The sequence below is a fragment of the Hyphomicrobiales bacterium genome (assembly GCA_016125495.1).
Classification (GTDB): Bacteria; Pseudomonadota; Alphaproteobacteria; order Rhizobiales; family RI-29; genus RI-29.
Genome location: WGLQ01000004.1, coordinates 301,124 through 323,525, shown reverse-complemented (window position 1 = coordinate 323,525; position 22,402 = coordinate 301,124). Strand labels below are relative to the sequence as shown.

General features: G+C 67.2%; 18 protein-coding genes and 1 other RNA gene. 9 read left to right on the top strand and 10 right to left on the bottom strand.

Annotated features, from left to right (window positions below; all coding sequences use genetic code 11):
* Positions 1 to 29: 29 nt before the first annotated feature.
* Positions 30 to 1,799 carry an acetolactate synthase 3 large subunit gene (locus tag GC150_04160; GenBank protein MBI1384085.1) on the bottom strand — a complete coding sequence of 590 codons (1,770 nt, stop codon included), beginning with the start codon at positions 1,797 to 1,799 and terminating at the stop codon, positions 30 to 32.
* Between the two features lie 121 nt (positions 1,800 to 1,920).
* Complete coding sequence (gene miaA, locus GC150_04155) at positions 1,921 to 2,859, bottom strand: tRNA (adenosine(37)-N6)-dimethylallyltransferase MiaA (GenBank protein ID MBI1384084.1); 939 nt, start codon at positions 2,857 to 2,859, stop codon at positions 1,921 to 1,923.
* 27 nt (positions 2,860 to 2,886) lie between these two features.
* Between miaA and serB the strand changes: the two genes are divergently transcribed.
* Positions 2,887 to 3,810: a phosphoserine phosphatase SerB gene (gene serB / locus GC150_04150; GenBank protein MBI1384083.1), complete on the top strand. Its 924-nt coding sequence runs from the start codon at positions 2,887 to 2,889 to the stop codon at positions 3,808 to 3,810.
* Here serB and GC150_04145 read toward each other — a convergent pair.
* The 7 genes from GC150_04145 to GC150_04115 form a co-directional block, all read right to left on the bottom strand.
* Positions 3,798 to 4,061: a hypothetical protein gene (locus GC150_04145; protein ID MBI1384082.1), complete on the bottom strand. Its 264-nt coding sequence runs from the start codon at positions 4,059 to 4,061 to the stop codon at positions 3,798 to 3,800. The two genes, serB and GC150_04145, sit on opposite strands and share 13 nt — an antisense overlap.
* Before the next feature lie 118 nt (positions 4,062 to 4,179).
* Positions 4,180 to 5,670 carry a Do family serine endopeptidase gene (locus GC150_04140; protein ID MBI1384081.1) on the bottom strand — a complete coding sequence of 497 codons (1,491 nt, stop codon included), beginning with the start codon at positions 5,668 to 5,670 and terminating at the stop codon, positions 4,180 to 4,182.
* 160 nt (positions 5,671 to 5,830) lie between these two features.
* Positions 5,831 to 6,022 (bottom strand): DUF2065 family protein, encoded by a 192-nt coding sequence (locus GC150_04135; GenBank protein MBI1384080.1) that lies wholly within the window; start codon positions 6,020 to 6,022, stop codon positions 5,831 to 5,833.
* Positions 6,023 to 6,085: 63 nt separating this feature from the next.
* A complete protein-coding gene (locus tag GC150_04130) occupies positions 6,086 to 7,045 on the bottom strand; it encodes a protease modulator HflC (protein MBI1384079.1) in 960 nt (319 codons plus the stop codon).
* A 2-nt stretch (positions 7,046 to 7,047) separates the two neighbouring features.
* On the bottom strand, positions 7,048 to 8,169 hold the full coding sequence (gene hflK / locus GC150_04125; GenBank protein ID MBI1384078.1) for an FtsH protease activity modulator HflK: 1,122 nt from the start codon (positions 8,167 to 8,169) through the stop codon (positions 7,048 to 7,050).
* Positions 8,170 to 8,440: 271 nt separating this feature from the next.
* Positions 8,441 to 8,983, bottom strand: coding sequence for a dihydrofolate reductase (locus GC150_04120; protein ID MBI1384077.1), 543 nt, complete (start codon positions 8,981 to 8,983; stop codon positions 8,441 to 8,443).
* Complete coding sequence (locus GC150_04115; protein ID MBI1384076.1) at positions 8,980 to 9,795, bottom strand: thymidylate synthase; 816 nt, start codon at positions 9,793 to 9,795, stop codon at positions 8,980 to 8,982. Before GC150_04115 ends, GC150_04120 begins: the two co-directional genes overlap by 4 nt.
* Positions 9,796 to 9,952: 157 nt before the next feature.
* Between GC150_04115 and ssrA the strand changes: the two genes are divergently transcribed.
* The 7 genes from ssrA (at position 9,953) to GC150_04080 (ending at position 15,876) form a co-directional block, all read left to right on the top strand.
* Positions 9,953 to 10,335, top strand: a transfer-messenger RNA (tmRNA) gene (ssrA, locus tag GC150_04110).
* Between the two features lie 108 nt (positions 10,336 to 10,443).
* The gene (locus GC150_04105) at positions 10,444 to 11,214 is read left to right on the top strand and encodes a hypothetical protein (GenBank protein MBI1384075.1); all 771 of its coding nucleotides are present in this window, start codon (positions 10,444 to 10,446) and stop codon (positions 11,212 to 11,214) included.
* A gap of 156 nt (positions 11,215 to 11,370) precedes the next feature.
* Positions 11,371 to 12,324: a RimK-like protein gene (locus tag GC150_04100; protein ID MBI1384074.1), complete on the top strand. Its 954-nt coding sequence runs from the start codon at positions 11,371 to 11,373 to the stop codon at positions 12,322 to 12,324.
* A gap of 315 nt (positions 12,325 to 12,639) precedes the next feature.
* On the top strand, positions 12,640 to 13,347 hold the full coding sequence (locus tag GC150_04095; protein MBI1384073.1) for a helix-turn-helix domain-containing protein: 708 nt from the start codon (positions 12,640 to 12,642) through the stop codon (positions 13,345 to 13,347).
* Positions 13,348 to 13,351: 4 nt separating this feature from the next.
* Positions 13,352 to 13,852, top strand: coding sequence for a GNAT family N-acetyltransferase (locus GC150_04090; protein MBI1384072.1), 501 nt, complete (start codon positions 13,352 to 13,354; stop codon positions 13,850 to 13,852).
* A gap of 165 nt (positions 13,853 to 14,017) precedes the next feature.
* Positions 14,018 to 15,415, top strand: coding sequence for a class II fumarate hydratase (fumC, locus tag GC150_04085; protein ID MBI1384071.1), 1,398 nt, complete (start codon positions 14,018 to 14,020; stop codon positions 15,413 to 15,415).
* 128 nt (positions 15,416 to 15,543) lie between these two features.
* Entirely contained in the window at positions 15,544 to 15,876 is a 333-nt protein-coding gene (locus GC150_04080; GenBank protein MBI1384070.1) for a hypothetical protein, read from the top strand.
* An 89-nt stretch (positions 15,877 to 15,965) separates the two neighbouring features.
* Here GC150_04080 and GC150_04075 read toward each other — a convergent pair whose 3' ends face one another.
* Complete coding sequence (locus GC150_04075) at positions 15,966 to 20,609, bottom strand: AsmA family protein (GenBank protein ID MBI1384069.1); 4,644 nt, start codon at positions 20,607 to 20,609, stop codon at positions 15,966 to 15,968.
* Positions 20,610 to 20,751: 142 nt separating this feature from the next.
* On the opposite strand from GC150_04075, the gene GC150_04070 reads away from it, so the two are divergent.
* Entirely contained in the window at positions 20,752 to 22,380 is a 1,629-nt protein-coding gene (locus tag GC150_04070; protein ID MBI1384068.1) for a chloride channel protein, read from the top strand.
* Positions 22,381 to 22,402 lie beyond the last annotated feature (22 nt).

The window sequence follows — 22,402 nt, the reverse complement described above, 5'->3', positions numbered from 1 at the left end:
CGCCGCCGGATGGTGGAGAGCGCGGCCCCCTAGACCAGCACCTTGCCCTCCTTGCCGATCGCGCCGCCGATCTTCTCGTCGTCGTCGGCGTCGTCGCCGAGCAACATGTCGTTGTGCGCCTTGCCGGACGGGATCATCGGGAAACAATTGGCGAGGTTGGCGACACGGCAATCGAAGACGACCGGACGGTCACTTTCGATCATCGTGCGGATCGCATCGTCGAGTTCGTCCGGTTTTTCCACCCTGAGGCCGACGCAACCGTAGGCCTCGGCCAGCTTCACGAAATCGGGCAAGCTTTCGGTGTAACTGTGCGAGAGCCGGTTGCCGTGGAGCAATTGCTGCCACTGGCGGACCATGCCCATGTACTGGTTGTTGAGGATGAAAACCTTGACCGGCAGGCGGTGCTGAACCGCGGTCGACAGCTCCTGGATATTCATCAGGATCGAGGCATCGCCCGCGATGTCGACCACGAGGGCGTCGCGGTGGGCGACCTGGACGCCGATGGCGGCCGGCAGACCATAGCCCATGGTGCCGAGGCCGCCCGAGGTCATCCAGCGGTTCGGCTCCTCGAAGTGGAAGAACTGGGCCGCCCACATCTGATGCTGTCCGACTTCCGTCGTCACGTAGACGTCGCGCCCACGGGTCAGCTCGTAGAGTCGCTGGATCGCGTACTGCGGCATGATGACGTCGGCATTCTCGCGGTACTTGAGGCAATCGCGCGCACGCCATCCATCGATGGTCTTCCACCACGCCTTGATGGCGGCGGCATCCGGCTTGGCCTTGGCGGCCTTCCAACCCGCCAGGATTTGCCCGAGCACGCGGGCGACGTCGCCGACGATCGGCACATCGACGCGGACGTTCTTGTTGATGCTCGAGGGATCGATATCGATGTGGATCTTGCGCGAATGGGGCGCGAAGGCATCGAGACGACCGGTGATACGATCGTCGAAGCGCGCCCCGACGCAGACCATCACATCGCAGTCGTGCATCGCCAGATTGGCCTCGTAGGTGCCGTGCATGCCGAGCATGCCGAGCCACTGGCGGTCCGAAGCAGGATAGGCGCCGAGCCCCATGAGCGTCGAGGTGATCGGATAACCGGTCGCGCGCACGAGCTGGCGCAACAGGCGCGAGGCCTCGGGACCGGAGTTTATGACGCCGCCGCCTGAATAAAAGAGCGGGCGCTTGGCCCCGGCCAGGAGGCGGACGGCGGCCTCGACGGCACTCTGCTCACCATCGAGGCGGGGCTTGTAGGTCTTGTGCTCGATATTGGCGGGCTCGACGTAGGGGCCCTCGGCGAACTGGATGTCCTTGGGGATGTCGACGACGACCGGGCCGGGGCGGCCGGTGCGGGCGACATAAAAGGCTTCGTGGATCACACGGGCGAGGTCGTTGACGTCCTTGACCAGCCAATTGTGCTTGGTGCAGGGCCGCGTGATGCCGACGGTGTCGCATTCCTGGAACGCGTCGTTGCCGATCATGTGGGTCGGCACCTGCCCCGTCAGGCAGACGACGGGGATCGAATCCATGAGCGCGTCGGTGAGGCCGGTTACCGCGTTCGTTGCGCCGGGGCCGGAGGTGACGAGCACGACGCCGACCTTGCCGGTCGAGCGGGCATAGCCCTCGGCGGCGTGCACAGCACCCTGCTCGTGCCTGACGAGAATGTGCTCGACGGCGTCCTGCTGGCAGAGTTCGTCGTAGATCGGCAGCACCGCGCCACCCGGATAGCCGAAGATGTGCTCGACGCCCTGATCCTTCAGGGCCTGCAAGACGATCTCGGCGCCCGACATCCGTCGTGTCATTTCCAACCGCTCCTTCCTCGGGCAGCGCCAACGGCGCCCCACCCTGCCATGTGGTCCGGACCGTGTCCAAGGTCTCTGTTGCGGCGCAACAACTAGCGGTGGCCCGCCGACCGGTCAACCATCAATCGTCAACTTTCGCAAAGCGGCGGACGATTTCTTTTTCCATTTGTTGCGTTGAATGCCAGCTCCACGACATCATATTGCCGCGCAGCCAAGTCATCTGCCGTTTGGCATACTGCCGCGTCGCCGCCTTGGCGCGCTCCAGCGCGCGATCCAGCGGCTCCCGATCGACAAGGTGTGCGGCGAACTGCGGTACCCCCACGGCGCGCAGCAGCGGGTGATCGTCCGGCAAACCGAGATCGAGCAGGGCGCGCACCTCGTCGAGGGCCCCGGCCGTCAGCATCGCCTCGAGGCGCTCATCACAACGCGCTCGGACCGCGCCGCGTTCGAGCGAGAGGACAAAGCCCCGCCAGCATCCCGGCGCCAGAACCGGTGCCGCGGACTGGGCCTGCCATTGCCTCAGCGAAAGCCCCGTCGACTCGTAAACCTCGAGCGCGCGCACCAGACGCTGGGTATCGTTCGGGCGAAGGGCGCTGGCCATTTCGGGATCACGGGCGGCGAGTTCGGCATGCAGGGTGGCCGCGCCGTGCCGGAGCGCCATTTCGCGCCAGCGCGCCCGGGTGGCCGGCGCGATCTCGGGGACCGGCGCGAGACCTTCGGTCAAGGCCTTGAAGTAAAGACCGGTGCCGCCGACGACGATGATCCGCGAGCCACGCGCCGATGCCTCGCGGATCACATCGGCCACCTCCGTGAGATAACGGCCGACGCAATAGGCTTCGTTGCCCGCGACGTGGCCGTAGAGGCGGTGGGGAGCACGGGCGAGGTCGGCCGGCGACGGGCGCGCGGTCAACACGGAGAGCGCGGAATAGACCTGCATGCTGTCGGCATTGACGACGACGGCGCCGAGGCGCTCGGCCAGACGAAGGGCGATGGCCGACTTGCCGGAGGCGGTTGGACCTGCGATCAGAATGGCGCATGGCGCGCCCTGCTCCTCGCCCATGCTCGGCACCTCTAACCGGGACACCCGATGCCCGCATTCGCCATCATCGCCGCCGCCGCGCGCCCTGACGCCTCGCTCATCGATCGCGCGGCCGACCTTGCCTGCCAGGGCCTCGGCGCGGCGCGGATCGCCGGACCGAGAACACTATCGCCGGGGCGCGCCTGTGAAGTCACGGGCGAACTCGACACGATCGCCGACGGCCAAGCCATCGTCGCGCGGATGCGACAGCTGCTGCAAGGCGAGGCGATCGACATCAACTGCCTGCCGATCGCGGGGCGGCCCTTCCAGCTACTGGTCGTGGACATGGAATCGACGATCATCCAGCAGGAGTGCCTCGACGAACTGGCCGAGTTCGTCGGTCAGCGCAAGGCCGTCGAGGCGATCACCGAACGCGCGATGCGGGGCGAGGTCGATTTCGAGGCGGCACTGACCGAGCGAGTCGGCCTGCTCGCCGGCCTCGAGGTGGAACGACTGGTCGAAGTGCTCGAGCAGCGCGTGACGCTGATGCCCGGGGCGGAGCACTTGCTCGCGACGATGCGGGAAGCGGGCGTCCGGTGCGCGCTCGTCTCGGGCGGTTTTGCAATCTTCGCCGAGCCGATCGCCAAGCGGCTCGGGTTCGACACGTATCAAGCCAACCGGCTCGGCATCGCGGGGGGCCGACTGACCGGCGAGGTGATGCGCCCGATCCTCGGGCGCGCCGCGAAGCGAGCCGCGCTCGAGCGCCTGGCGCGCGAGCACGGCGTCGCGCTCGAAAGTGCGATCGCCATCGGCGATGGTGCCAACGACCTCGACATGCTCGGCGCCGCGGGCCTCGGGATCGCGTTCCGGGCGAAACCCAAGGTTGCCGAGGCGGCCGCAGCCAGGATCGACCACTGCGATCTCGAGTGCGTGCTCTTTCTTCAGGGAATCCGGCAGACGGCGGGCGGTCGCAGCGACGGTCAGACCGGGTAATCCGCGGGATCGACGCCACAACGCTCCAGGAACTTGCGGATCTGGATGACTTCCTCGATCGGCAGGTCGTGCTGGGCATGGTGGAAAACGGCCGTATGACCGGCGAGGGTCACGCCGACGCGCGCGCCATGGCGGTTGTCGATCTCGGCGCCCAGTTCCGCCAGAACCGATTCGACGGCCTTGAAGCTGATGTTTCCGCTGACGGGATGGGCGAAAAGCGCGTGCAGCACCTTGCGGTGTCGGTGGTTCATGGTCGTCTCCTCTCTCAGTCCGGAGACGTCTTCAACCAGACCGGCCGCCACCCCGCCTTGCGCTCGATCAAATGCGCCCCGCCGACACGGGCAAGCCTCATCGCCGGGCATCGGCCGCCTATTCGGACGAGCCGGCGGACTTTTCGAGGGGCACGGCGACGAACCTGATGTCGCCTGTCGAATCGGTCACGAGCAGCAGGACACGTGGTCGTCCGAGGCGCCGCACCTGTTCCACCCGCTCCTCGACGGCGGCGGCGGAGACGACCTTTTCCTGCGTCACCTCGACGATCACATCGCCGACCTTGAGATCCTGGGTGCTCGCGGGGCTGTCCTCGGCGATTCCCGTTATCACGGCACCCGCAACGCTCTCTTCGAGACCATGCTCACGGCGAAGCGCCTCGTCGAGATCACGCAATGTCAGGCCGAGGACACGGTGATCCGTCTTGGGCTGATCCGGCTCGACGTCGGGGCTCACAGACGCGGTTTCGACGGCACCCTCCTCGTCCAGCTGCTCGACGCGGATGGTCAACTTCTCCATCTTACCTTTGCGCAGGACCTCGATCGCGACATCGACGTCGATGGGGGTGCGGGCAACGAGGCGTGGCAGCATCCGCATGCTCTCGACGTCGCGGCCATCGAATTGGAGGATGATGTCGCCGGGCTGGAGACCGGCGCGGTCGGCGGGACCGTCCTTGTTGACGCTGGAGATCAATGCGCCGCGAGAGGCGCCCGTGAGGCCCAGGCTTTCGGCGATTTCATCACTGACGGACTGGATGCGGACCCCGATCCAGCCACGGCGCGTGCGACCGAATTTGCGCAATTGCTCGACGACGAGGCTCGCGGTCTCGGATGGGTTGGCAAAGCCGATGCCGATGGAGCCGCCGGTCGGCGAGATGATCGCCGTGTTGACCCCGATCACCTCGCGCTGAAGATTGAAGAGGGGACCGCCCGAGTTGCCCTTGTTGATGGCGGCATCGGTCTGCAGGTACTCGTCGTACGGGCCGTTGTTGATGTCGCGTTTCTTGGCCGAGATGATGCCGGTGGTGACCGTGCCGCCGAGGCCGAAGGGGTTGCCGATCGCGATCACGCAATCGCCCACGCGCATGGAGGTCGAATCGCCGAACCGGACGGCAACGAGCGGGCGCTTGGGGCGCACCTGCAGCAAAGCCAGATCGGTTTTCTGGTCGCGGCCCAGAACCTTCTCCACCTTCAGCTTTGTGCCGTCGTTGAAATTCACCTCGATCTCGTCGGCCTCGGCGATCACATGATTGTTGGTGACGATCAGGCCGGAAGGATCGATGACGAAGCCGGAGCCGAGCGAATTGACGCGCTGGCGCTGGCGACGGTCGGGAGCATTCTGGAAGAAGTCGCGGAAGAACTCCTCGAACGGGGAGCCGTCCGGAACGCTCGGAAGGGGGATACCCGAGGGGCCGCGCAGGTTCTGCGTGGTCGAAATGTTGACGACCGCATCGATCAGCGGTTCGACGACGTCGGCCAGGCTGTCGCGGCAGGCGCTCGCGGGGAGCGGCAACGCCAGAACGAGGGCCGCTAGGGCGGCCGCCATTCGCGAGGCGTAGAAGCCCAAGGCGTGCCCGAAAACGGGGCCCATCGTCCGGCGAGCTAGCGGCACGGCCCTGTTCGTTACGCCACCGCGGACGCACCCATCAGCATCGACGCCAGACATCCCGCGAGCAAGCATCTCCACGCCTCCCGACGTGCCACCGGATCCGGGGCGCTCTATCCCGTGCACGCGGCACAGGTAAAACCATCTAGCCTCGAATCAACCACACGATGAGAACGCCCGCCGAGATCGAAAAAACGGCGGACAGCCGAACGACCTCGGGCGGGGTCGCCGCGATGGCCTCCAGCATCCGTTCCGCGTAGTGCGGAAAGAAGGCCCAAACAAGTCCCTCGATCACCAGAACGAGGCCGAGGGCGGTCAACAGATCGTCGGTCGTCATAGCCTCTCCCCGGCGCCGACGGTGACGGCCTCGACACGCACCGAAGGCCTGGCGGGTCGAACGTCAGTTCGCCCCACCGGTGGCAATGCCGGCCGCCTCGCCACGCGCGCCGCCGCTGCCGCGAATGGCGGTCTCGGCCCGGCTGCTCGCCGCATTGCCGCCCGGCTCCGGTGTGCCGAAATAGCGGAAGAACTCGGAGTTGGGCGAGATGACGAGGCGCGTGTCGCCCGCCCTGAAGGATTTCTCGTATGCCTCCATCGAACGATAGAAGGCGAAAAAGTCCTCGTCCTTGTTGAAGGCACTCGCGAGGATCCCGGCCCGCTCGCCCTCACCTTCACCGCGCAAGCGCTCGGAATCGCGAGTTGCACCAGCGGTGATGACGGTCACCTCGCGGTCCGCGTTGGCGCGGATGCGCCGGGCGATCTCCTCGCCGCCGGCGCGGATTTCAGCGGCCTCGCGGGCGCGCTCGGTCTGCATACGGCGGAAAATGGCGTCGGAGTTGGCTTGCGGCAGGTCCGCGCGCTTGATCCTGACGTCCACGATCTCGACCCCGAAATCGTCGGCTTCCGCATTGAACTGCTTGGCGATTTCAGCCATCAGCGACTCGCGCTTGTCACGCACGACATCCTGGAAGGTCGCGGCGCCGAGCACCCGGCGCAGTGACGAATCGAGGATCGAGCCGAGCCGTGAGTTGGCGATGCGCTGGTCGCGAACGGTCTGGAAGAAGAGTAGCGGGTTGGTGATGCGATAGCGCGCGAAGGAGTTGACGACGAGCCGCTTCTGATCGGAGGCAATGACCTCCTGCGGCTGGGTGTCGAGATCCAGAATGCGCTTATCGAAATACTCCACCGTCTCGGCGAACGGCACCTTGAAGTAGAGCCCCGGCTTCTTGATCTCGCTGCGCGGGTCGCCGAAGCGCAGCACGATCGCCTGCTGCGTCTGCTCGACGATGAAGATCGAGAACGATGCCGCCACGGCTGCAACGCCGATCAGGAGGAGCAGGATGAAGAGGAATGTCCGCATGATCACTGCCCCGTCGAACGCTGGGCCGGCTGGCCGCGGTTGATCTCGTTGAGCGGCAGGTAGGGCACCACGCCCGAGCCTCCCGTCTGGTCGATGATGATCTTTTCGGTGCCACCCAGAACCCGTTCCATGGTCTCGAGGAAGAGCCGCTGGCGGGTCACCTCGGGGGCGAGCTGGTATTCGCGGAGCACGCTCTCGAAGCGCGCCGCCTGACCCTTGGCCTCCTCGACGACGCGCTCCTTGTAGGCCTGCGCGCCCTGTACGATCCGCTCGGCATCACCGCGCGCCTCGGGCACGACACGGTTGGCGTAGGAGCGCGCCTCGTTCTGCAGACGCTCCTGGTCGGCGCGCGCGGCCTGGACGTCACGGAAGGCATCGATCACCTGCATCGGCGGGTCGACCTTCTGCAGCTGCACCTGGGTGACCTGGATGCCAGCGCCATAGCTGTCCAGCGTGCGCTGGATGAGTTCGCGCACTTGAAGCTCGGCGCGAGCACGATCCTGGGTCAGGATGGGCTGAATGTCGCTGCGCCCGACGACCTCACGCATGGCGCTTTCGGCGATCTCCTTGACCGTATTGATCGGGTTCTGGATGTTGAACAGATAGGACTTGGCGTCGTTGATGCGCCAGAAGACCACGAAGTCGACGTCGACGATGTTCTCGTCGCCCGTGAGCATCAGGCTCTCTTCAGGCACGTCACGGTCCGGTCCGGCGAAGCGGCCCGTGTCACTCGCACCGCGAATGCCGATCTCGACCCGGTTGACGCGCGTCACCTTGGGCTGCAGCACCTGCTCGATCGGATAAGGCCAACGGAACTGCAGGCCCGGCTGAAGATCGCGAACGTGCTCCCCGAACCGCAGCACGACGCCGTATTCGTCGGGGTTGATGCGCACCGTGAAGCCGAAGAATGCCGCGACAGCCAAACCAACGAGGACGACCAGCGCGGTGAACGACTTGCTCATGCCTCCGCCGGGCATCGCCTGTTTCAGGCGGTCCTGGCTGCGTTTGAGGATCTCCTCGAGATCGGGCTGCTGCGGGCCGCCGCCCTGCGGGCCCTGACCCCAGGGGCCTCCGCCACCGCGACCCCAGGGGCCACCACCACCGTTCTGATTATTCCAGGCCATGGGCTGGTCCTTGTTCCTTTGCTCGGGCTCGAGCGACGGCGACCGCCTGTTGGCCATCGTCACATCGAAAGGCACCGCCCCTCGGGCCGATTGCCTGCTCTCGCCCGTGGGCAGGTCGCAGTTGCGGAGATCGACGTGGTTATAGCAGCCCCCTCGAGGCTGTAAACGCACTGTCGAGCATGTTGGTTGCCCGGCCGATCGTTCAAGGGGACGCGGTCGCGACAAAGTGCGTGGGCGGCAAGAACAGCCCGAATTCGCGCGTTCGGACCCGTCACGAGGCCGGCGGGCGCGAGCGGCGGACCAATTCGACGAAGCTCATGTCGTGGTCGTCGCCGGGACCCGCGGCTTGGCGGACGCGGTTGACCTCGCGCCAATGCTCCGCCGGGAACGGGGGCATGCTGGTATCGCCATCGGGCGCGGCGTGCACGATCGTCAGGTGGACCCGATCGACGAATTCGAGCGCGGCCGCGTATATCTTGGCACCACCGATCACGGCGACCTCCCCGACGCCGGAGGCGTGGGCCGCGCCGGCCGCTCGTTCGAGCGCCTCCTCGATGGAATGGGCAACGAGCACGCCAGCGGGCGCGAAACCGCGATCCGTCGTGACGACCACATTGCAGCGGCGATCGAGCGGGCCCTTCAGCGACGCGAAGGTCCGCCGGCCCATGACGACGGGTTTGCCGAGGGTCAGCGCGCGAAAGCGTCTCAGATCGGTCGGCATCCGCCACGGCAGCTTGCCGTCCCTGCCGATGACGCCATTCTCGGCGACGGCAACGACGAGTTCCACCACGATCGGAGGCGTGCCGTAGCTCATACCGCCACCGGCGCCTTGATGTGGGGATGGGCACGATAATCCTCGATCGTCACGTCCTCGTAACGAAAGGCAAAGAGGTCGCCGACGCTCGGCGAGAGTCGGAGACGCGGCAGCGCGAGCGGCTCGCGCCGCAGCTGCTCGTCCGCCTGATCGAGATGGTTGAGGTAGAGATGGGCATCGCCGAGCGTGTGCACGAACGTGCCGGGTTCGAGGTCGGCGACCTCAGCCACCATGTGCAGGAGCAGGGCGTAGGAGGCGATGTTGAAGGGCACGCCGAGAAAGACGTCCGCCGAGCGCTGGTAGAGCTGGAGCGAGAGCACTGGCCGGCCAGCCGGCGTACGGGCCGGCGCGACGTGGAACTGGAAGAGGCAATGGCAGGGCGGCAGCGCCATCTTGTCGACGTCGGACGGATTCCAGGCCGTGACGAGGTGGCGGCGCGAGAAGGGATTTGACCGCAAGGCCGAAACGACGCCGGCGAGCTGGTCGATGACGCGGCCGTCCGGAGCCTGCCAGCTTCGCCACTGGCGGCCATAGACGGGGCCGAGATCGCCGTGCTCGTCGGCCCATTCGTCCCAGATCGTGACGCCATTCGCGTTCAGATAGGCGATGTTCGTGTCGCCCGAGAGGAACCAGATCAGCTCATGGACGATGGACGGCAGATGCAGGCGCTTGGTGGTGACGAGTGGAAAGCCGTCCGACATCTCGAAGCGCATCTGGTGGCCGAAGACGCTGAGGGTCCCGGTGCCGGTGCGGTCGTCGGTCCGCACGCCATCGCGGCGAACCCGGGCGAGGAGATCGAGATACTGGCGCATGCGCCGAGCTTAGGCGATTCCATGCCGCCGGGGCACGAATTTCGCGGGCGCGCCAACCAGGCAGGCGCGCCCTTCACCACCGAGCCGGGTCATCGCCGTGACCGGTCCGTCACGGCGAACGGCAGATCGTGACGAAACTGCAACTAGGCTTCGCCAAGCCCTTGGATTTCACGAGTGATGCGCTATATTGTTCATCGCCGGAAGCATCCGGCTATGGCGATAAACTGCCGTCGTAATAAGCCATTCGGACCCGGGGGCGGTACCCGGCGCCTCCACCATCAGCCCACGAGACGGGCGAGCCGGACAAGGCCCGGCGTGAGCTGGTGATGGGGGCGAAATAGGATCGACGAGGGTGTAAAGGACGATCTTTCGCTCGGCATGGTTCCGCCGACATCGGGCCAAATCAATAGTTGCCAACGACAACTATGCTCCGGAGGCTGTGGCCGCGTAACGCGGTCCCGGTACCGGGAATCAAGTCCTAAGCCTCTAGCAGGGTTTAGGCGCGGTTCGGAGGGCACCGGGCAACAGAAGCCCTCCAATCAATTCCCGCGCACACCGGGCGCCAACCGGGGGCGTGGTGGCGAGCACCGGGCTCCGTGAGCCGGACAGCGAGCCGACGGGACGGGTGGTGAAGCCGCCGGGTGGGCCATGGCCGACTTCGAGATCGACTACGAGGCGTTGGCCCAGGACGCGTTGCGCGGAATCGTGCGCCGCGTGCTTGCGCATGCGGCGGTGAACGGACTGCCGGGCGAGCACCACTTCTACATCTCGTTTTCGACGGGCGCGCCGGGCGTGTCGGTTTCCAAGCGGCTGCGCCAGCTCTATCCCGAGGACATGACGATCGTCCTGCAGCACCAGTTCTGGGACCTCACGGCCGAGAAGGAACACTTCGAGGTCAAGCTGTCGTTCAACGGGCGCACCGAGCAATTGGTGGTTCCCTATCGCGCGATCAAGATGTTCTACGATCCAAGCGTGCCCTACGGGCTCCAGTTCGAGCCGGTCGGGTCCGATTCGAACAGGCAAGGGGCACGGGGCGCAGGGGACGCGCTTGGCGCGGGCGACGAGGGCAAGACGCTCGGTGAGATCTTCGCCGAAGCCAGGGCCTCGCGCGATCAGCAGGACGACGGGCCGCGCGGACCGCGCGTGGCGACGAGCATGGGCGAGCCGATCGCCAGCGAGCAGAATAGTGCGATCACGGGCCGCGGCAAGGGTCGCGGACGGGACGGCAAGAACACCGACGATTTGCTCGGCGAGGCCCTCGACGATGCCCTCGATACCTTGCGCGGTGGCAGCGAACCGGGGCCGGTCGGTGGACTGCCAGCACCAGATGCCGCGGGCGATGCGGCACCGGACGACGCCGAGGATGAGGACAAGCCCACGGCGACGGTCGTCTCGCTCGACGCCTTCCGCAAGAAGTAGAGCCGCACGCCCTGCCCGAATGGGGCCCACAGGGGCTCGCGAGCGTGCGCAATCCCCTCCCGCAAATCGCGATCCGACCGACGCTTGCCGGCCGCGCGGCGATCCAGCATGAACGTGCGACGGGCATCATGCCCGAGGGTGATGTCGAGCCGTTCCATGAAAAACGACGATCGCGTGCTGCTGCGCTCACTCGCCCGCTATGGCGAGCGCCATGGCCTCGAACTCGAGGTCTTCTCGCTCGGCTGGATCGCAACGCTGAGCCGCGGCGGGCGGCGGCAGGTGGTGTTCGGCTACGATCTCGGGTTGAACAGCTCGAGCGTGCTGAAGCTCTGCGACGACAAGGCGGCGACGGCCGAGGTCCTCGCTCGATCCGGGGTGGCACACGTTCCGCACCGGCTGTTCGTCCATCCCGAAATCTTTCCGTTCGTCCACGTGCCGGGCAACTGGCGCGGGCTTCTCGAGGCCTTCGAGGCTTTCGATCGCAACGTCGTGGTCAAGGACAACAACGGCACAGGTGGCCGCGAAGTGCTGTTGGCGCGTGATCCGGCGACCTACGAGCGGGCCGTCACAAAGCTGTTCGAGCGAGCCAGGGCGGTCGCGGTCAGCCCGTTCATGGATCTCGGCCGCGAAGTGCGTGTGATGCTGCTCGATGGCGAGCCGCTGCTGGCCTACGGCAAGGAGAGGCCGGTGGTCGTCGGCGACGGGCGGGCGAGCAACCGCCAGCTCATCGAGCGGCGAATCGCGGAGGGCGAACTCGCGCTGTCGGAGGACGCCTGGAGCGCGATTTCCTGCGAACTCGGCGCCGTCCCGGCGGCTGGCGAGGTGGTGGCGATCCAATGGCGGCACAATCTCGGAATGGGAGCGCGAGCGCGGCTCTACGACCTCGAGGGCCCCGAAATCGCCGAGACGATCGATCTCGCGCGCCGTGCACAGGCGGCGGCGGGGGCACGCTTTTGCTCGGTCGACATCGCCGCGGCCCCCGACGGTGAACGCGTGATGGAGATCAACGCCGGCATCATGCTCGAGAACGTCGTTTCATGGCATCCAGAGGGCGAGACGCTCGCCGACCGGATTTATCATGCGGCGCTCGATCGGATTTGGCAGGTCTAGCGGTGTGGTTGGTGTGGCCGGCCGTGCAGAACCGGTGCAGCTGACAACCGCGAGAAGAGGGTTTGCGTACCCAGACGATAAAGCTATTGTGCGCAAGGAGTGCGGCTGTGGAGCGTCACCCGATCTCGGATGTACGCCGAGAGGATCCATCGCGACTTCGTGACGCGCGACCGCAGCACCCCTCTGCCGGCCTCGACCGTCGAGCCGCCCCAAACGGGGCACGGCGGTTGCGAACCCGATGCGCCCCGCTCTCGGGCTATGCGAGGTTGAATGAGCGCCATGGAGCATAAACCCACCGGGGCGGCCGAGCCGCCGATCGGATCCAAGCGTACACACCTCAAGTGCGGCGAATGCCCGATCCGCGAGCGCGCGGTTTGTGCCTATTGCGGTGAGGCGGAGCTGAACCGACTGAACCCGATCAAGAGCTACAAAACCTATGCGCCCGGCCAGGAAATCGTCGCTTCCGGCGAGGAGACGGACTTCGTCGGCAGTATCGTGACCGGTGTGGTCAAGTTGACCAAGACCCTCGCGGATGGCCGCACGCAGATGGTCGGGTTGCTGTTTCCCTCCGACTTCGTCGGCAACGCGCACCGCCGGCTGCAAGCCTACGATGCGATCGCGGCCACGGAGGTCACGCTCTGCCTATTCCAGAAGAAGCCCTTCAACCGCATACTGAAAGAGACCGTCCAGCTCGAGAGCCGGCTGCTCGAAATGACGCTGGACGAACTCGATGCGGCGCGCGACTGGATGCTCTTGCTCGGACGCAAGACGGCGCGCGAGAAGGTCGCGAGCTTCCTCGTGCTGCTCGCGCGGCGGGCGATGGGCGATGCGGACTCCAACAGCATCGTTCTGCGGCTGCCGCTCACCCGCGCCGAAATCGCCGAGTACCTCGGCATGACCATCGAGACGGTCAGCCGGCAGATGTCGAAGCTGAACGGCGAGGGCATCATCTCGATCGGTTCGAGCCGGGAAATCCAGGTGCCGGCCTTCGAACGCCTCGTGGCAGCCGCCGAAGGCGAGTGACGCGATGGCGAGCGCCGTCCCGAGCTACGAGGTGAGGGTCGCAGCAGCAGGTGACGCAGCAGCCATCGCGCGGCTCAACCGGGATGTCCAGGCGTTGCACGTCGCCAATTGCGGCTGGCTGTTCAAGCCGGGCGGCCTTGCGAGTGCGGAGATCGTCGACCTCATCCAGAAGCCCGGCGTCATTATGCTGGTCGCACTCGACGGCGATCAGGTCGAAGGCTACCTCTTTGCCGAGCTGATGGAGCTGCCGGAGACCACCCTCACGCGGTCATACAAGGCGCTGCTCGTCCATCACCTCGCGGTCGCGGCCAACAAGCGACGGCGCGGCATGGCCAGCGCGCTCGCAGCCCCGCTCGCCGGGCATGCCCGCCGCCTCGGAGCCACGATGATCACGGCCAACGTATGGTCCTTCAATCGAGCCTCGATCGCGTTCTTCGAGGGACTGGGATTCACGCGCTATGTCGACCGGCTCTGGCGGCAAGTCGATGCCCCGACGCCGACGTAAGGCGTTCGCAGAACCATGGCGGCGGCAATCCGAACGGCTCACTTCTCCAAGAGGCGGGGTCACGACTATAGTCCCGCACATCCGCGCGGCGGGCCGCCAAGCGCAGTTCCATGGGCGCTTCGGCCCGCAATGTGCCGTCCCATCACACCAGGAGGCAAGTGAGCCATGACCTCAGCAACCCGCACCGAGACCGATACGTTCGGTCCCATCGAGGTCGAGGCCAACCGCTACTGGGGCGCCCAAGCGCAACGCTCGCTCGGCAACTTCAAGATCGGCTGGGAAAAGCAGCCCGTCCCGATCATCCGGGCGCTCGGTATCGTCAAAAAGGCGGCGGCCGAAGCCAACATGGCGCTCGGCAAGCTCGATCCCGCGCTCGGCGCCGTGATCGTCGCGGCCGCCGACGAGGTGATCGAGGGCAAGCTCGACGCCCACTTCCCCCTCGTCGTCTGGCAGACCGGCTCGGGCACACAATCGAACATGAATGCCAACGAGGTGATCTCGAACCGCGCCATCGAGATGATGGGCGGCGAGATGGGCTCCAAGAAGCCGATCCACCCCAATGACCACGTCAACATGAGCCAGTCGTCGAACGACACCTTCCCGACCGCAATGCACATCGCTTGCGCCGAGGAGATCGTCCACCGGCTCATCCCGGCGCTGCGCAAGCTGCACGCCGCGCTCGATGCCAAGGCGAAGGCGTGGGGGCACATCATCAAGATCGGCCGAACACACACCCAGGACGCGACCCCGATCACACTCGGCCAGGAGTTTTCCGGCTACGCCAAACAGATCGAGAATGGCATTCTGCGGATCCAGTCCACCATGCCGGAGCTGATGGAGCTGGCCCAGGGCGGCACCGCCGTCGGCACGGGTCTCGCGGCGCCGGTCGGTTTCGCCGAGAAGGTCGCCGAGCGAATCGCCGAAATCACCGGTCTCGATTTCAAAACCGCCCCGAACAAATTCGAGGCACTGGCGGCGCACGACGCCATGGTCATGACGCACGGCGCCATCACGACCGTCGCGATGAGCTGCTTCAAGATCGCCAACGACATCCGCTTCCTCGGCTCCGGCCCCCGCGCCGGTCTCGGCGAGCTGGCGTTGCCGGAGAACGAGCCCGGCTCCTCGATCATGCCGGGCAAGGTCAACCCGACCCAGTCGGAGGCGTTGACGCAGGTCGCGGCCCACATTCACGGCAACAATGCCGCCATCACCTTCGCCGGCAGCCAGGGCCATTTCGAACTCAACGTCTTCAATCCGATGATGGCCTACAATTTCCTCCAGTCGGTGCGTCTGCTGGCCGATGCCGCCGTCTCGTTCACCGACAACTGCGTCGTCGGGATCGAACCGCGCCTCGACAACATCAAGCGGGGTCTGGAGAATTCGCTGATGCTGGTCACGCCGCTCAAGGAGAAATACGGCTACGACCGCGCCGCGAGGATCGCCAAGACCGCGCACAAGAACGGCACGACGCTGCGCGAGGAAGCGGTGCGCGACGGCATTGCGGCCGAGGATTTCGATGCCATCGTCGTGCCTGAAAAGATGATCGGGCCGTCGTCGACGTGAGCCGGGCGGGGAGCGCGGACAAGGACGCGGAACCGCGGGCGAATGAGCGCTCACCGCTTGCGCGGGTGCTCGCCGAACTGGCGTCCGATCCGCCAGGGGAGGGCGCAGGACGTGCCCCTGATGCCTCCGTGGGCCGACCGGCGCGGCGCTCGGCACGACAGCTCGCGCGGCCCGCGAAGCGCTCCCTCACCATCGCCGGACACCGGACATCGGTTTCTCTCGAGGAAGCGTTCTGGCTGGTGCTGCGGGCGATGGCCGAGGACGAGGGGCTCTCGCTCAACGCCCTCGCTGCCCGCGTGGATGGTGAACGGCTCCAGGCAGGCGAACGCGAGTCGATCGTTGCCGGGCAAGGCTCGGCGGGTCTTTCGGGGGCGCTCCGGGTGGCCGCGCTCCTCTGGCTGGTCGACAGGTCGGGGGCCGGTGCCAACGGCGAGGCGGGGGACGCCGCGAGCCGACAGTGAGCGGCCCGACGCGGTCATTTCCGTTCCGATGCCCGCTCGTGACGTGACCTCATCGCACGGCGCCAGAAGGCGCTGTCACGAGCGATGGCTCACCTCTCGGAATTGAAGGCATCCGACGGAGCGCGGGTGCGGCGCGTGCTGCCGGATTGGCGCCGCACGGGCTCGGGCTCGCGCCGTGCCGCGCGTGGGCTCGCATCAACCGCCTCGGGAGCGGCCCTGGTCCCGGTCGGCAACTCCACCGAGCCGCCCGAACCGGTTGTTTGCGTCGCCTCGGGAGCGGCGCGCCAATCGGAAATGAGCGCGGTCGTCGGCGGGGCGATGCGCGAACTCTCGAGCGCGGAATCGGCCGCCCGTTTCGGAACGGCGCTCGGTGCGGCCTGCCACGTCTCGGGAAACGAGGATGGCGGCGGCGCGAGCGGCGCAACGGTGATACCAGAGCTGCCAGCGGTCCGCCCGCCGATGGTGACGGCGGCGGCGGCCGGGTCGAACACGATGAGCGGCTTGGGCACGACAGTTTCGGAAACTGCCGGCTCTCGCAAAGAGGAATCCGGGGCCCTTTGCACGGCGACGGACCCGGCCGGCGGAGCCGCGGGCTGTCCGGATTCACCAGCCTGCTCCCTCCCGGTCGCTGCCAGGCCTTCCGTTGCCCGGCGCAGCGCTTCGAGGCGCTCGACGTTGGTTTCCATCTGGCGAACGGTCAACTCGCGCGCCAGCGCGCCGATCTCGATGCGTGGCTCGTGGCGACCGAGGCCGTTCAATGGCCCCGAATGCACGATGGTCACGGGCGGCAAGGTGAGGATGCCGCGCTCGCCGATGTCAGGCTGCTCGGTCAGTGTCCACTCGCTGTCGTAGGCGAGGCGAGCGAAATCGAGATAGGTGTCCATCGTCAGCGCCGCTCGCCCGTCGGCCGCAGCGATCCGCACGCCACGGACCCGCGCCGTGCCATCCTCGATGACGAAGGGCAGCTCGAAGCCGGGGAACGGAAAGCGCGCGTCGCGCAGCCGCTCGCGGAGCCGCTCGGCGAGACGCTCCTCGCTCACGGCCTCCTCGGCCTCGATGGCGTTGCGGCTCTCCTCGGAGACGGCGCCAGGGGATGCCCCGACCAGCCAGCCCGCAGACAGTTCGAGACGCCCGGTGCCGGCGAGAACGGTGGCAACGCCGCGCGGGCTGAGGCCGCGGCCACCCGCCTGCACCTCCACATCGAAGGTGCCCTGAGCGGCATCCTCGTCCGCCCCACCAGCGGCATCGTCGGGTCCCGCCGCTACTACGCGTTCGCGCACGGGGCCTGCTGCCGCCACCGTCTCGATAGTCTGCCGCCGCGAAGCTGGCGAAGGCAAAGGAACGACCGGCGCCGCAACCCCGAACGCCGCCGGGCTGCCCGCCGTCGGCTCGACGCTGCCGACAAGGCGTTCGCCGGAGGCGGCCGACAGCAGCGCGGCGATCTTCATGGCCTCGCCGCGAACCTCGAGGCGCAAGTCGGCGCCGGCCGGAACCTTCGTGATCGCGCCGCGAGCCGCGAGGGTTCCACCGAGGGCCCTGGCCTCGAGCGCCGAAACCGTGATGGCGCCTTCCTCGAGGCGGACCCCCATGCGGGCATCCTCGACGACGAGGTCGGGGGCCACCTCGAGGCGATCCGCGAACACCCGGATTTCGGCCGATACGCCGGCGAGAGGAGAGAAATCGAAGGGATCGTCGCTCAGCCAGCCGCCCTGCGGCTCCGGGGACCGCGCGAGGGTGGTGACGTCACCATCGTCGCCACCGATCGCCGCCGCGCGACCGGCGAGCCCACCCTGCAACCGGCCGATGGCGGTTTCCTGGGCGGTACTGCCCGACGGGGCAACGCTCAACGCCATGAGGGCACCGAGGGAGACGTCGGCAAAGCGGATCGAACCGTCGATGCGCGTCACATCGTCGTCGAAGGACACCTGTCCGTCGCCATCGACGATGAGGCCATCGCCGCGAACCGCTCCCGAGGCGAGCGCGATGCGCCGACGGCTGGCGGTCAGGCCCGACTTGAAGGCGAGCGGGCCGGGATGCACGAAACCAGCGGCGTCGGCATCGAGGATCGCGAGGGCCGCAACGGCGTTGCTGGTGCTCAATTCAGCGGTGCCGGAGAGCTCGATCTCGCCATCGGCGAGACCGGTGGTCCCCGCGAACCCGGCGGTGAGCGGTCCTGCTTCGACACCGAAGACGGTCGCCATGCCATCGACGAGGCGGCCGGTCGCGCGCAACGACAGGAAGCCGTTCGCCCGCGCCGATGCTCGCGCCGAGCCCGACCCGTCCGCCAGGACGCGCGCGAGGCGCTCGCGCCGCCGCGATGGGGCGAGTTGGACGAGGAGATCGGCGGGACGCTCGGTCTCGGCCGACACGGTGACATCGAGGAGGCCCTCGGAAAGGCTGCCGCCCGGGGTGTCGCTGCGTACCAGGGCGACGATGCGGCTCGCGCCCGCGGCGCCGTCGGCTGACAGATCGAGGGTCGCCGCCCCGCGCTGACCGAAACTCGCAACGCCGGCGAGGCGCATAGGGGCAAGCGTGCCGGCAAGGCGGGTGCGGATGCGATCGGCCAGGAGGTCGGAGCTACCCGAGAGAAGTTCCTCGACGGCGGCAGGGGTCGCGCCGGCCACCACATAACGCAAGTTGCCGCGCGGCTCGCGCCGGGCATCCTCGACGAGCCCCTCCAGCGACAGCTCGATGCCGTCACTCGAGACCAGCGAGAGGCGGTCGACCTGCAGGCGATCGGACTCCAACCCCAGTTTGGCGATCACGTCGCTCAACGTTCGGTCCGGCAGAACGATCTCGCCGATCTCGATATCGAGGCGGGCGTCACGGCCGGCCAGACGACGGGCCAGCGGCAGCCCGCCAGCGGCATCGCCCTCGAGGTCGGCGATGATGCCGAGTTCGGTGCCGAGCGCGGCGAGGTGGAAGTCGCCCGGAGCGATCCGGCGCAGGTCGAGGCGGTCGCTCTCGAGGCGCAGCTGCAGCTTTCCTTCGGAACCGGCGCCGACCTGAATGGCGCCCCTGAAGGCATTCTGGCCAAGCTCGCCGTAGGCTTCGCGCAGTGCGATGGCCGCCTCGTCGACGGCCAGACTGGCGGCGATCGCGAAGTGGTCCTCGACCTCCGGCATGTGCAGCAGCTGCGAAACCTCGTCGCCGCCGGCCCATTTCAGCACTCGCGCCAGATTGGCACCGTGCAATTCGACGGTACCGCCGAAGGCGACACCGCCAGACGGTCGGCCGGTCAAGCGTCCCTCGATCGCGAGGTGGCTCGAGCCCGGCAGGGCCGCGCGCAATCCGACGATCTCGACGGGCTGGGTCGGACTGCGACGGCGCACCTCGAGCGAGAGACCATCGACGAGATCGCCACCGAGGTTGAGCTTTTCGACGGCGAGACGATAGCGCGCATCGCCGTCCAACACGGCGCCGGCGAGGATCGCCTCGGCGATCGCTTCGAGACCGGCGAGCGGGCGAGCGAGTGCAACGGCGTTGCCGACCGTGACGTCCTGCCCGGTGTCGCCCTCGCTGCCGCTATCGGCGCCCGAGGATCCGACGGCCGGGCTGGCGAGGCGATCGAGATCGAGCCAGCGCGCGGAAAAGCTCGAATCGAGCGTCAGCTTCTCGCGCCAGTCCAGTGTCGCCTCGCCGCTCACCAGCTGCGGGCGACCGCCGCTCTCGAAGGTCAAGGCGATCTGGCCGAAACGCAGGGCCGAGCCATCGGCTTCGACGGTGGCACGAAGTTCGGCCGGAAGGACCGCGCCGCGATCCGCGGGGAGGGCCTGCGACCGTATGCTCCCCGCCGTCCACCCGATCGGGATGGCGTGGCGGGAAACCAGTCCTCCCTCGATGCGGGCGCCATCGGTCCCGACGATCAGTTCGCCGGCGAAACTGTAGTCGCCGGAGCCGCTCGCGCGTGTGGCGGGCTTCATGCCGGACGAGAACTTGATGCCACCGGTCGGCTCGCGGCGCCCCGTCGTCAGCCAGACCTCGTGCTCGATGCCGGATCGTTCGGTGGTGCCTCTGAAACGGAAGGGGCCATCGAGCGTGGCGGCGGACAACTCACCCGAGAGCTTGTCGAAGTCGAGGATTCGTTCATTCGAGGGGGCGTGGAGACTGATCCGGCCATCCTCGATCACGACTGACTGCAGGGCGATGTCGCCAGCGTCCAGGTTGAAGCGCGCGGTATCGCCGAGACCTTCCCAGTTGCCACGCCCCTCGGAATCGATGGCCAGGCGCAGGCGGGGTTCGACGAGCGCGACCTTGCGCGCTTCCACACGCCCCTGGAGCAAAGGCGGTATCGAGAGCCAGACGGTTGCCCGCTCGAGTCGCAGGAAGGCGTTGTCGAAGCGGCCTGAAACGTCGGCGACGCGAATGTTCTCGAGGTCGAGATAGGGCGCGGGCAGCAGGCTGAGCGAAACCTGGCCACCAATGCGCACCTCGCGCCCGACGATCTCGCTGGCCTGCTGCTCGATGGCTGCCCGGTAGGTGTTCCAGTCGACGAAAAGCGGCACGGCGAAAAGTGCGCCGAGAACCAGCACGACCAGCGTGGCGAGCGTCAACAGGAACGAGTTCATCGTACCTACCCTCGACCTCCTTCTTCCGAGCGCAGCGGGGCGACACCCCAACGCCTTCGGAGCATCGAACGAACTAGCAAACCGGCACCGACAACTCCAGTAGCCACGCCGAACCATAGGCCGCCATGCGCATTCCTTCGCCCCGCGGCCCATTGCGGACGCCATCCGCCTCGTCTAGGCAGCCAGGATGACACGACCGAGCCACGCGCGCGACCCTTCCGGAGGCCGCTGGCGTGATCGCCTTCGCGCGATTCGCCGCTCCCTGGTTCACGCCTTCCCCGTCGAGCGGACGGGCGAGCCCGCCTCGATGGCAAGCTGGTTCCGCTCGGTCGTGCTCGACCGCATCATTCCAAGCATTAACGCCTTTGTTGAGGCACGCACGCTCCAGGTCTGGCTGCTCGCTCTCATCATCGGAGCGGGCGTCGCCTATGCCGCCATCCTGTTCCGCACACTCATCGGCCTCGTCCAGCTCGCTTGGCTCGGCACGATGCACGAAAGCGTGGTTACGGCAGCCGCCTACGTCCCATGGCCGGTCATCCTGCTGGCACCGGCGGCAGGGGGCCTCGTCATCGGCTACCTGCTGCAGAACCACGTCCCCGGCAGGCGCGCGCACGGCGTCGCCGACGTGATCGAGGCGCGGGCGCTGCGCGATTGCCAGATGCAAACCCGGACCGGCCTCTGGAGCGCCCTCATCTCGGCGATCTCGATCGGCTGCGGGGCGAGTGTCGGGCGGGAGGGACCGGTCGTGCACCTCGGCGCGACCATCGCTTCGGCGATCGAGAACTACATGCAGCTGCCGGCCGCGGCACGGCGCACCCTGCTGGCAGCGGGCGTGGCGGCCGCCGTCTCGGCCTCGTTCAATGCGCCCATGGCAGGCGTCCTCTTTGCTTGCGAGGTGATCCTGCGGCATTACGCCATGAGCGCGTTCGTGCCGATCGTGATCGCGAGCGTGGCGGGCACGGCGATCGCCCGGATGCACCTCGGCGATTTCCCCGCCTTCATCATCCCGCAGTACCAGATCACCTCCTACCTCGAATTCCCGGCCTTCGTGCTGCTCGGACTGACGTGCGCGGCCGTGGCGATCCTCTTCCAGTCCTCGCTGATGGTGACCGAGCGGCTGCTTTGGGGCATCCGAATGCCGCTCTGGGTGCGCCCGATGATCGGAGGATTCGCCGTCGGCCTCATCGCGCTCGCTTTTCCGCACGTGCTCGGTGTCGGCTACGAGGCGACCGACATGGCGCTCAAGCAGCAACTGCCCTTGCTCCTGCTCCTGGCGCTGCTGGTCGCCAAGACCGCGGCGACAGCGATCTCGCTGGCCAGCCGCTTCGGCGGCGGCGTCTTTTCGCCCTCGCTCTATCTCGGGGCCATGGCGGGTGGTGCCTTCGGGATCATCGCCGAGTCGATCGTGCCGCAGGCGGCCTCGAGCAACGGCCTCTATGCCATTCTGGGCATGGGGGGCGTCGCGGCCGCGGTGCTCGGCGCGCCGATCTCGACCACGATGATCGTCTTCGAGCTGACCGAGGGCTATGCCATGGCGATCGCCATCCTGCTCACGGTCTCGATCGCCAACGGGGCGACGATCGCCGTGCTCGGCGAGAGCTTCTTTCACTGGCAGCTCGCCACGCGCGGCCTCTTCCTCGGCGAAGGACCGCACAAGGAGATCATGCGAAAACTGACGGTGCGCGATTTCGCCCGCCTCGTGCCGGCCGACGACGCGGAGGAACGCCGACGGGCGCCCGACGACCAGGGGCCCTGGCTGCTGATGGGCGACACGGTGGAATCCGCGCTGAGGGCCTTCGACCGCTCGGGCGAACAGATCATCCCCATCGTGCACGACAACGACATTCATCGCGTCATCGGGCACGCCTATCATGTCGATGCGCTGCACATCTACAATCGGGCGCTGGTCGAAGCGCACGTCGAGGAGCACCGCTGAACGGGCGCGCCCGGCGTACGCC

What these genes read in the sequence shown, in the direction of transcription:
- GC150_04160 (MBI1384085.1), bottom strand. Translation starts at nt 1,799, where the DNA reads ATGACACGACGGATGTCGGGCGCCGAGATCGTCTTGCAGGCCCTGAAG.
- miaA (MBI1384084.1), bottom strand. Translation starts at nt 2,859, where the DNA reads ATGGGCGAGGAGCAGGGCGCGCCATGCGCCATTCTGATCGCAGGTCCA.
- serB (MBI1384083.1), top strand. Translation starts at nt 2,887, where the DNA reads ATGCCCGCATTCGCCATCATCGCCGCCGCCGCGCGCCCTGACGCCTCG.
- GC150_04145 (MBI1384082.1), bottom strand. Translation starts at nt 4,061, where the DNA reads ATGAACCACCGACACCGCAAGGTGCTGCACGCGCTTTTCGCCCATCCC.
- GC150_04140 (MBI1384081.1), bottom strand. Translation starts at nt 5,670, where the DNA reads ATGGGCCCCGTTTTCGGGCACGCCTTGGGCTTCTACGCCTCGCGAATG.
- GC150_04135 (MBI1384080.1), bottom strand. Translation starts at nt 6,022, where the DNA reads ATGACGACCGACGATCTGTTGACCGCCCTCGGCCTCGTTCTGGTGATC.
- GC150_04130 (MBI1384079.1), bottom strand. Translation starts at nt 7,045, where the DNA reads ATGCGGACATTCCTCTTCATCCTGCTCCTCCTGATCGGCGTTGCAGCC.
- hflK (MBI1384078.1), bottom strand. Translation starts at nt 8,169, where the DNA reads ATGGCCTGGAATAATCAGAACGGTGGTGGTGGCCCCTGGGGTCGCGGT.
- GC150_04120 (MBI1384077.1), bottom strand. Translation starts at nt 8,983, where the DNA reads ATGAGCTACGGCACGCCTCCGATCGTGGTGGAACTCGTCGTTGCCGTC.
- GC150_04115 (MBI1384076.1), bottom strand. Translation starts at nt 9,795, where the DNA reads ATGCGCCAGTATCTCGATCTCCTCGCCCGGGTTCGCCGCGATGGCGTG.
- GC150_04105 (MBI1384075.1), top strand. Translation starts at nt 10,444, where the DNA reads ATGGCCGACTTCGAGATCGACTACGAGGCGTTGGCCCAGGACGCGTTG.
- GC150_04100 (MBI1384074.1), top strand. Translation starts at nt 11,371, where the DNA reads ATGAAAAACGACGATCGCGTGCTGCTGCGCTCACTCGCCCGCTATGGC.
- GC150_04090 (MBI1384072.1), top strand. Translation starts at nt 13,352, where the DNA reads ATGGCGAGCGCCGTCCCGAGCTACGAGGTGAGGGTCGCAGCAGCAGGT.
- fumC (MBI1384071.1), top strand. Translation starts at nt 14,018, where the DNA reads ATGACCTCAGCAACCCGCACCGAGACCGATACGTTCGGTCCCATCGAG.
- GC150_04075 (MBI1384069.1), bottom strand. Translation starts at nt 20,609, where the DNA reads ATGGCGTCCGCAATGGGCCGCGGGGCGAAGGAATGCGCATGGCGGCCT.
- GC150_04070 (MBI1384068.1), top strand. Translation starts at nt 20,752, where the DNA reads ATGGCAAGCTGGTTCCGCTCGGTCGTGCTCGACCGCATCATTCCAAGC.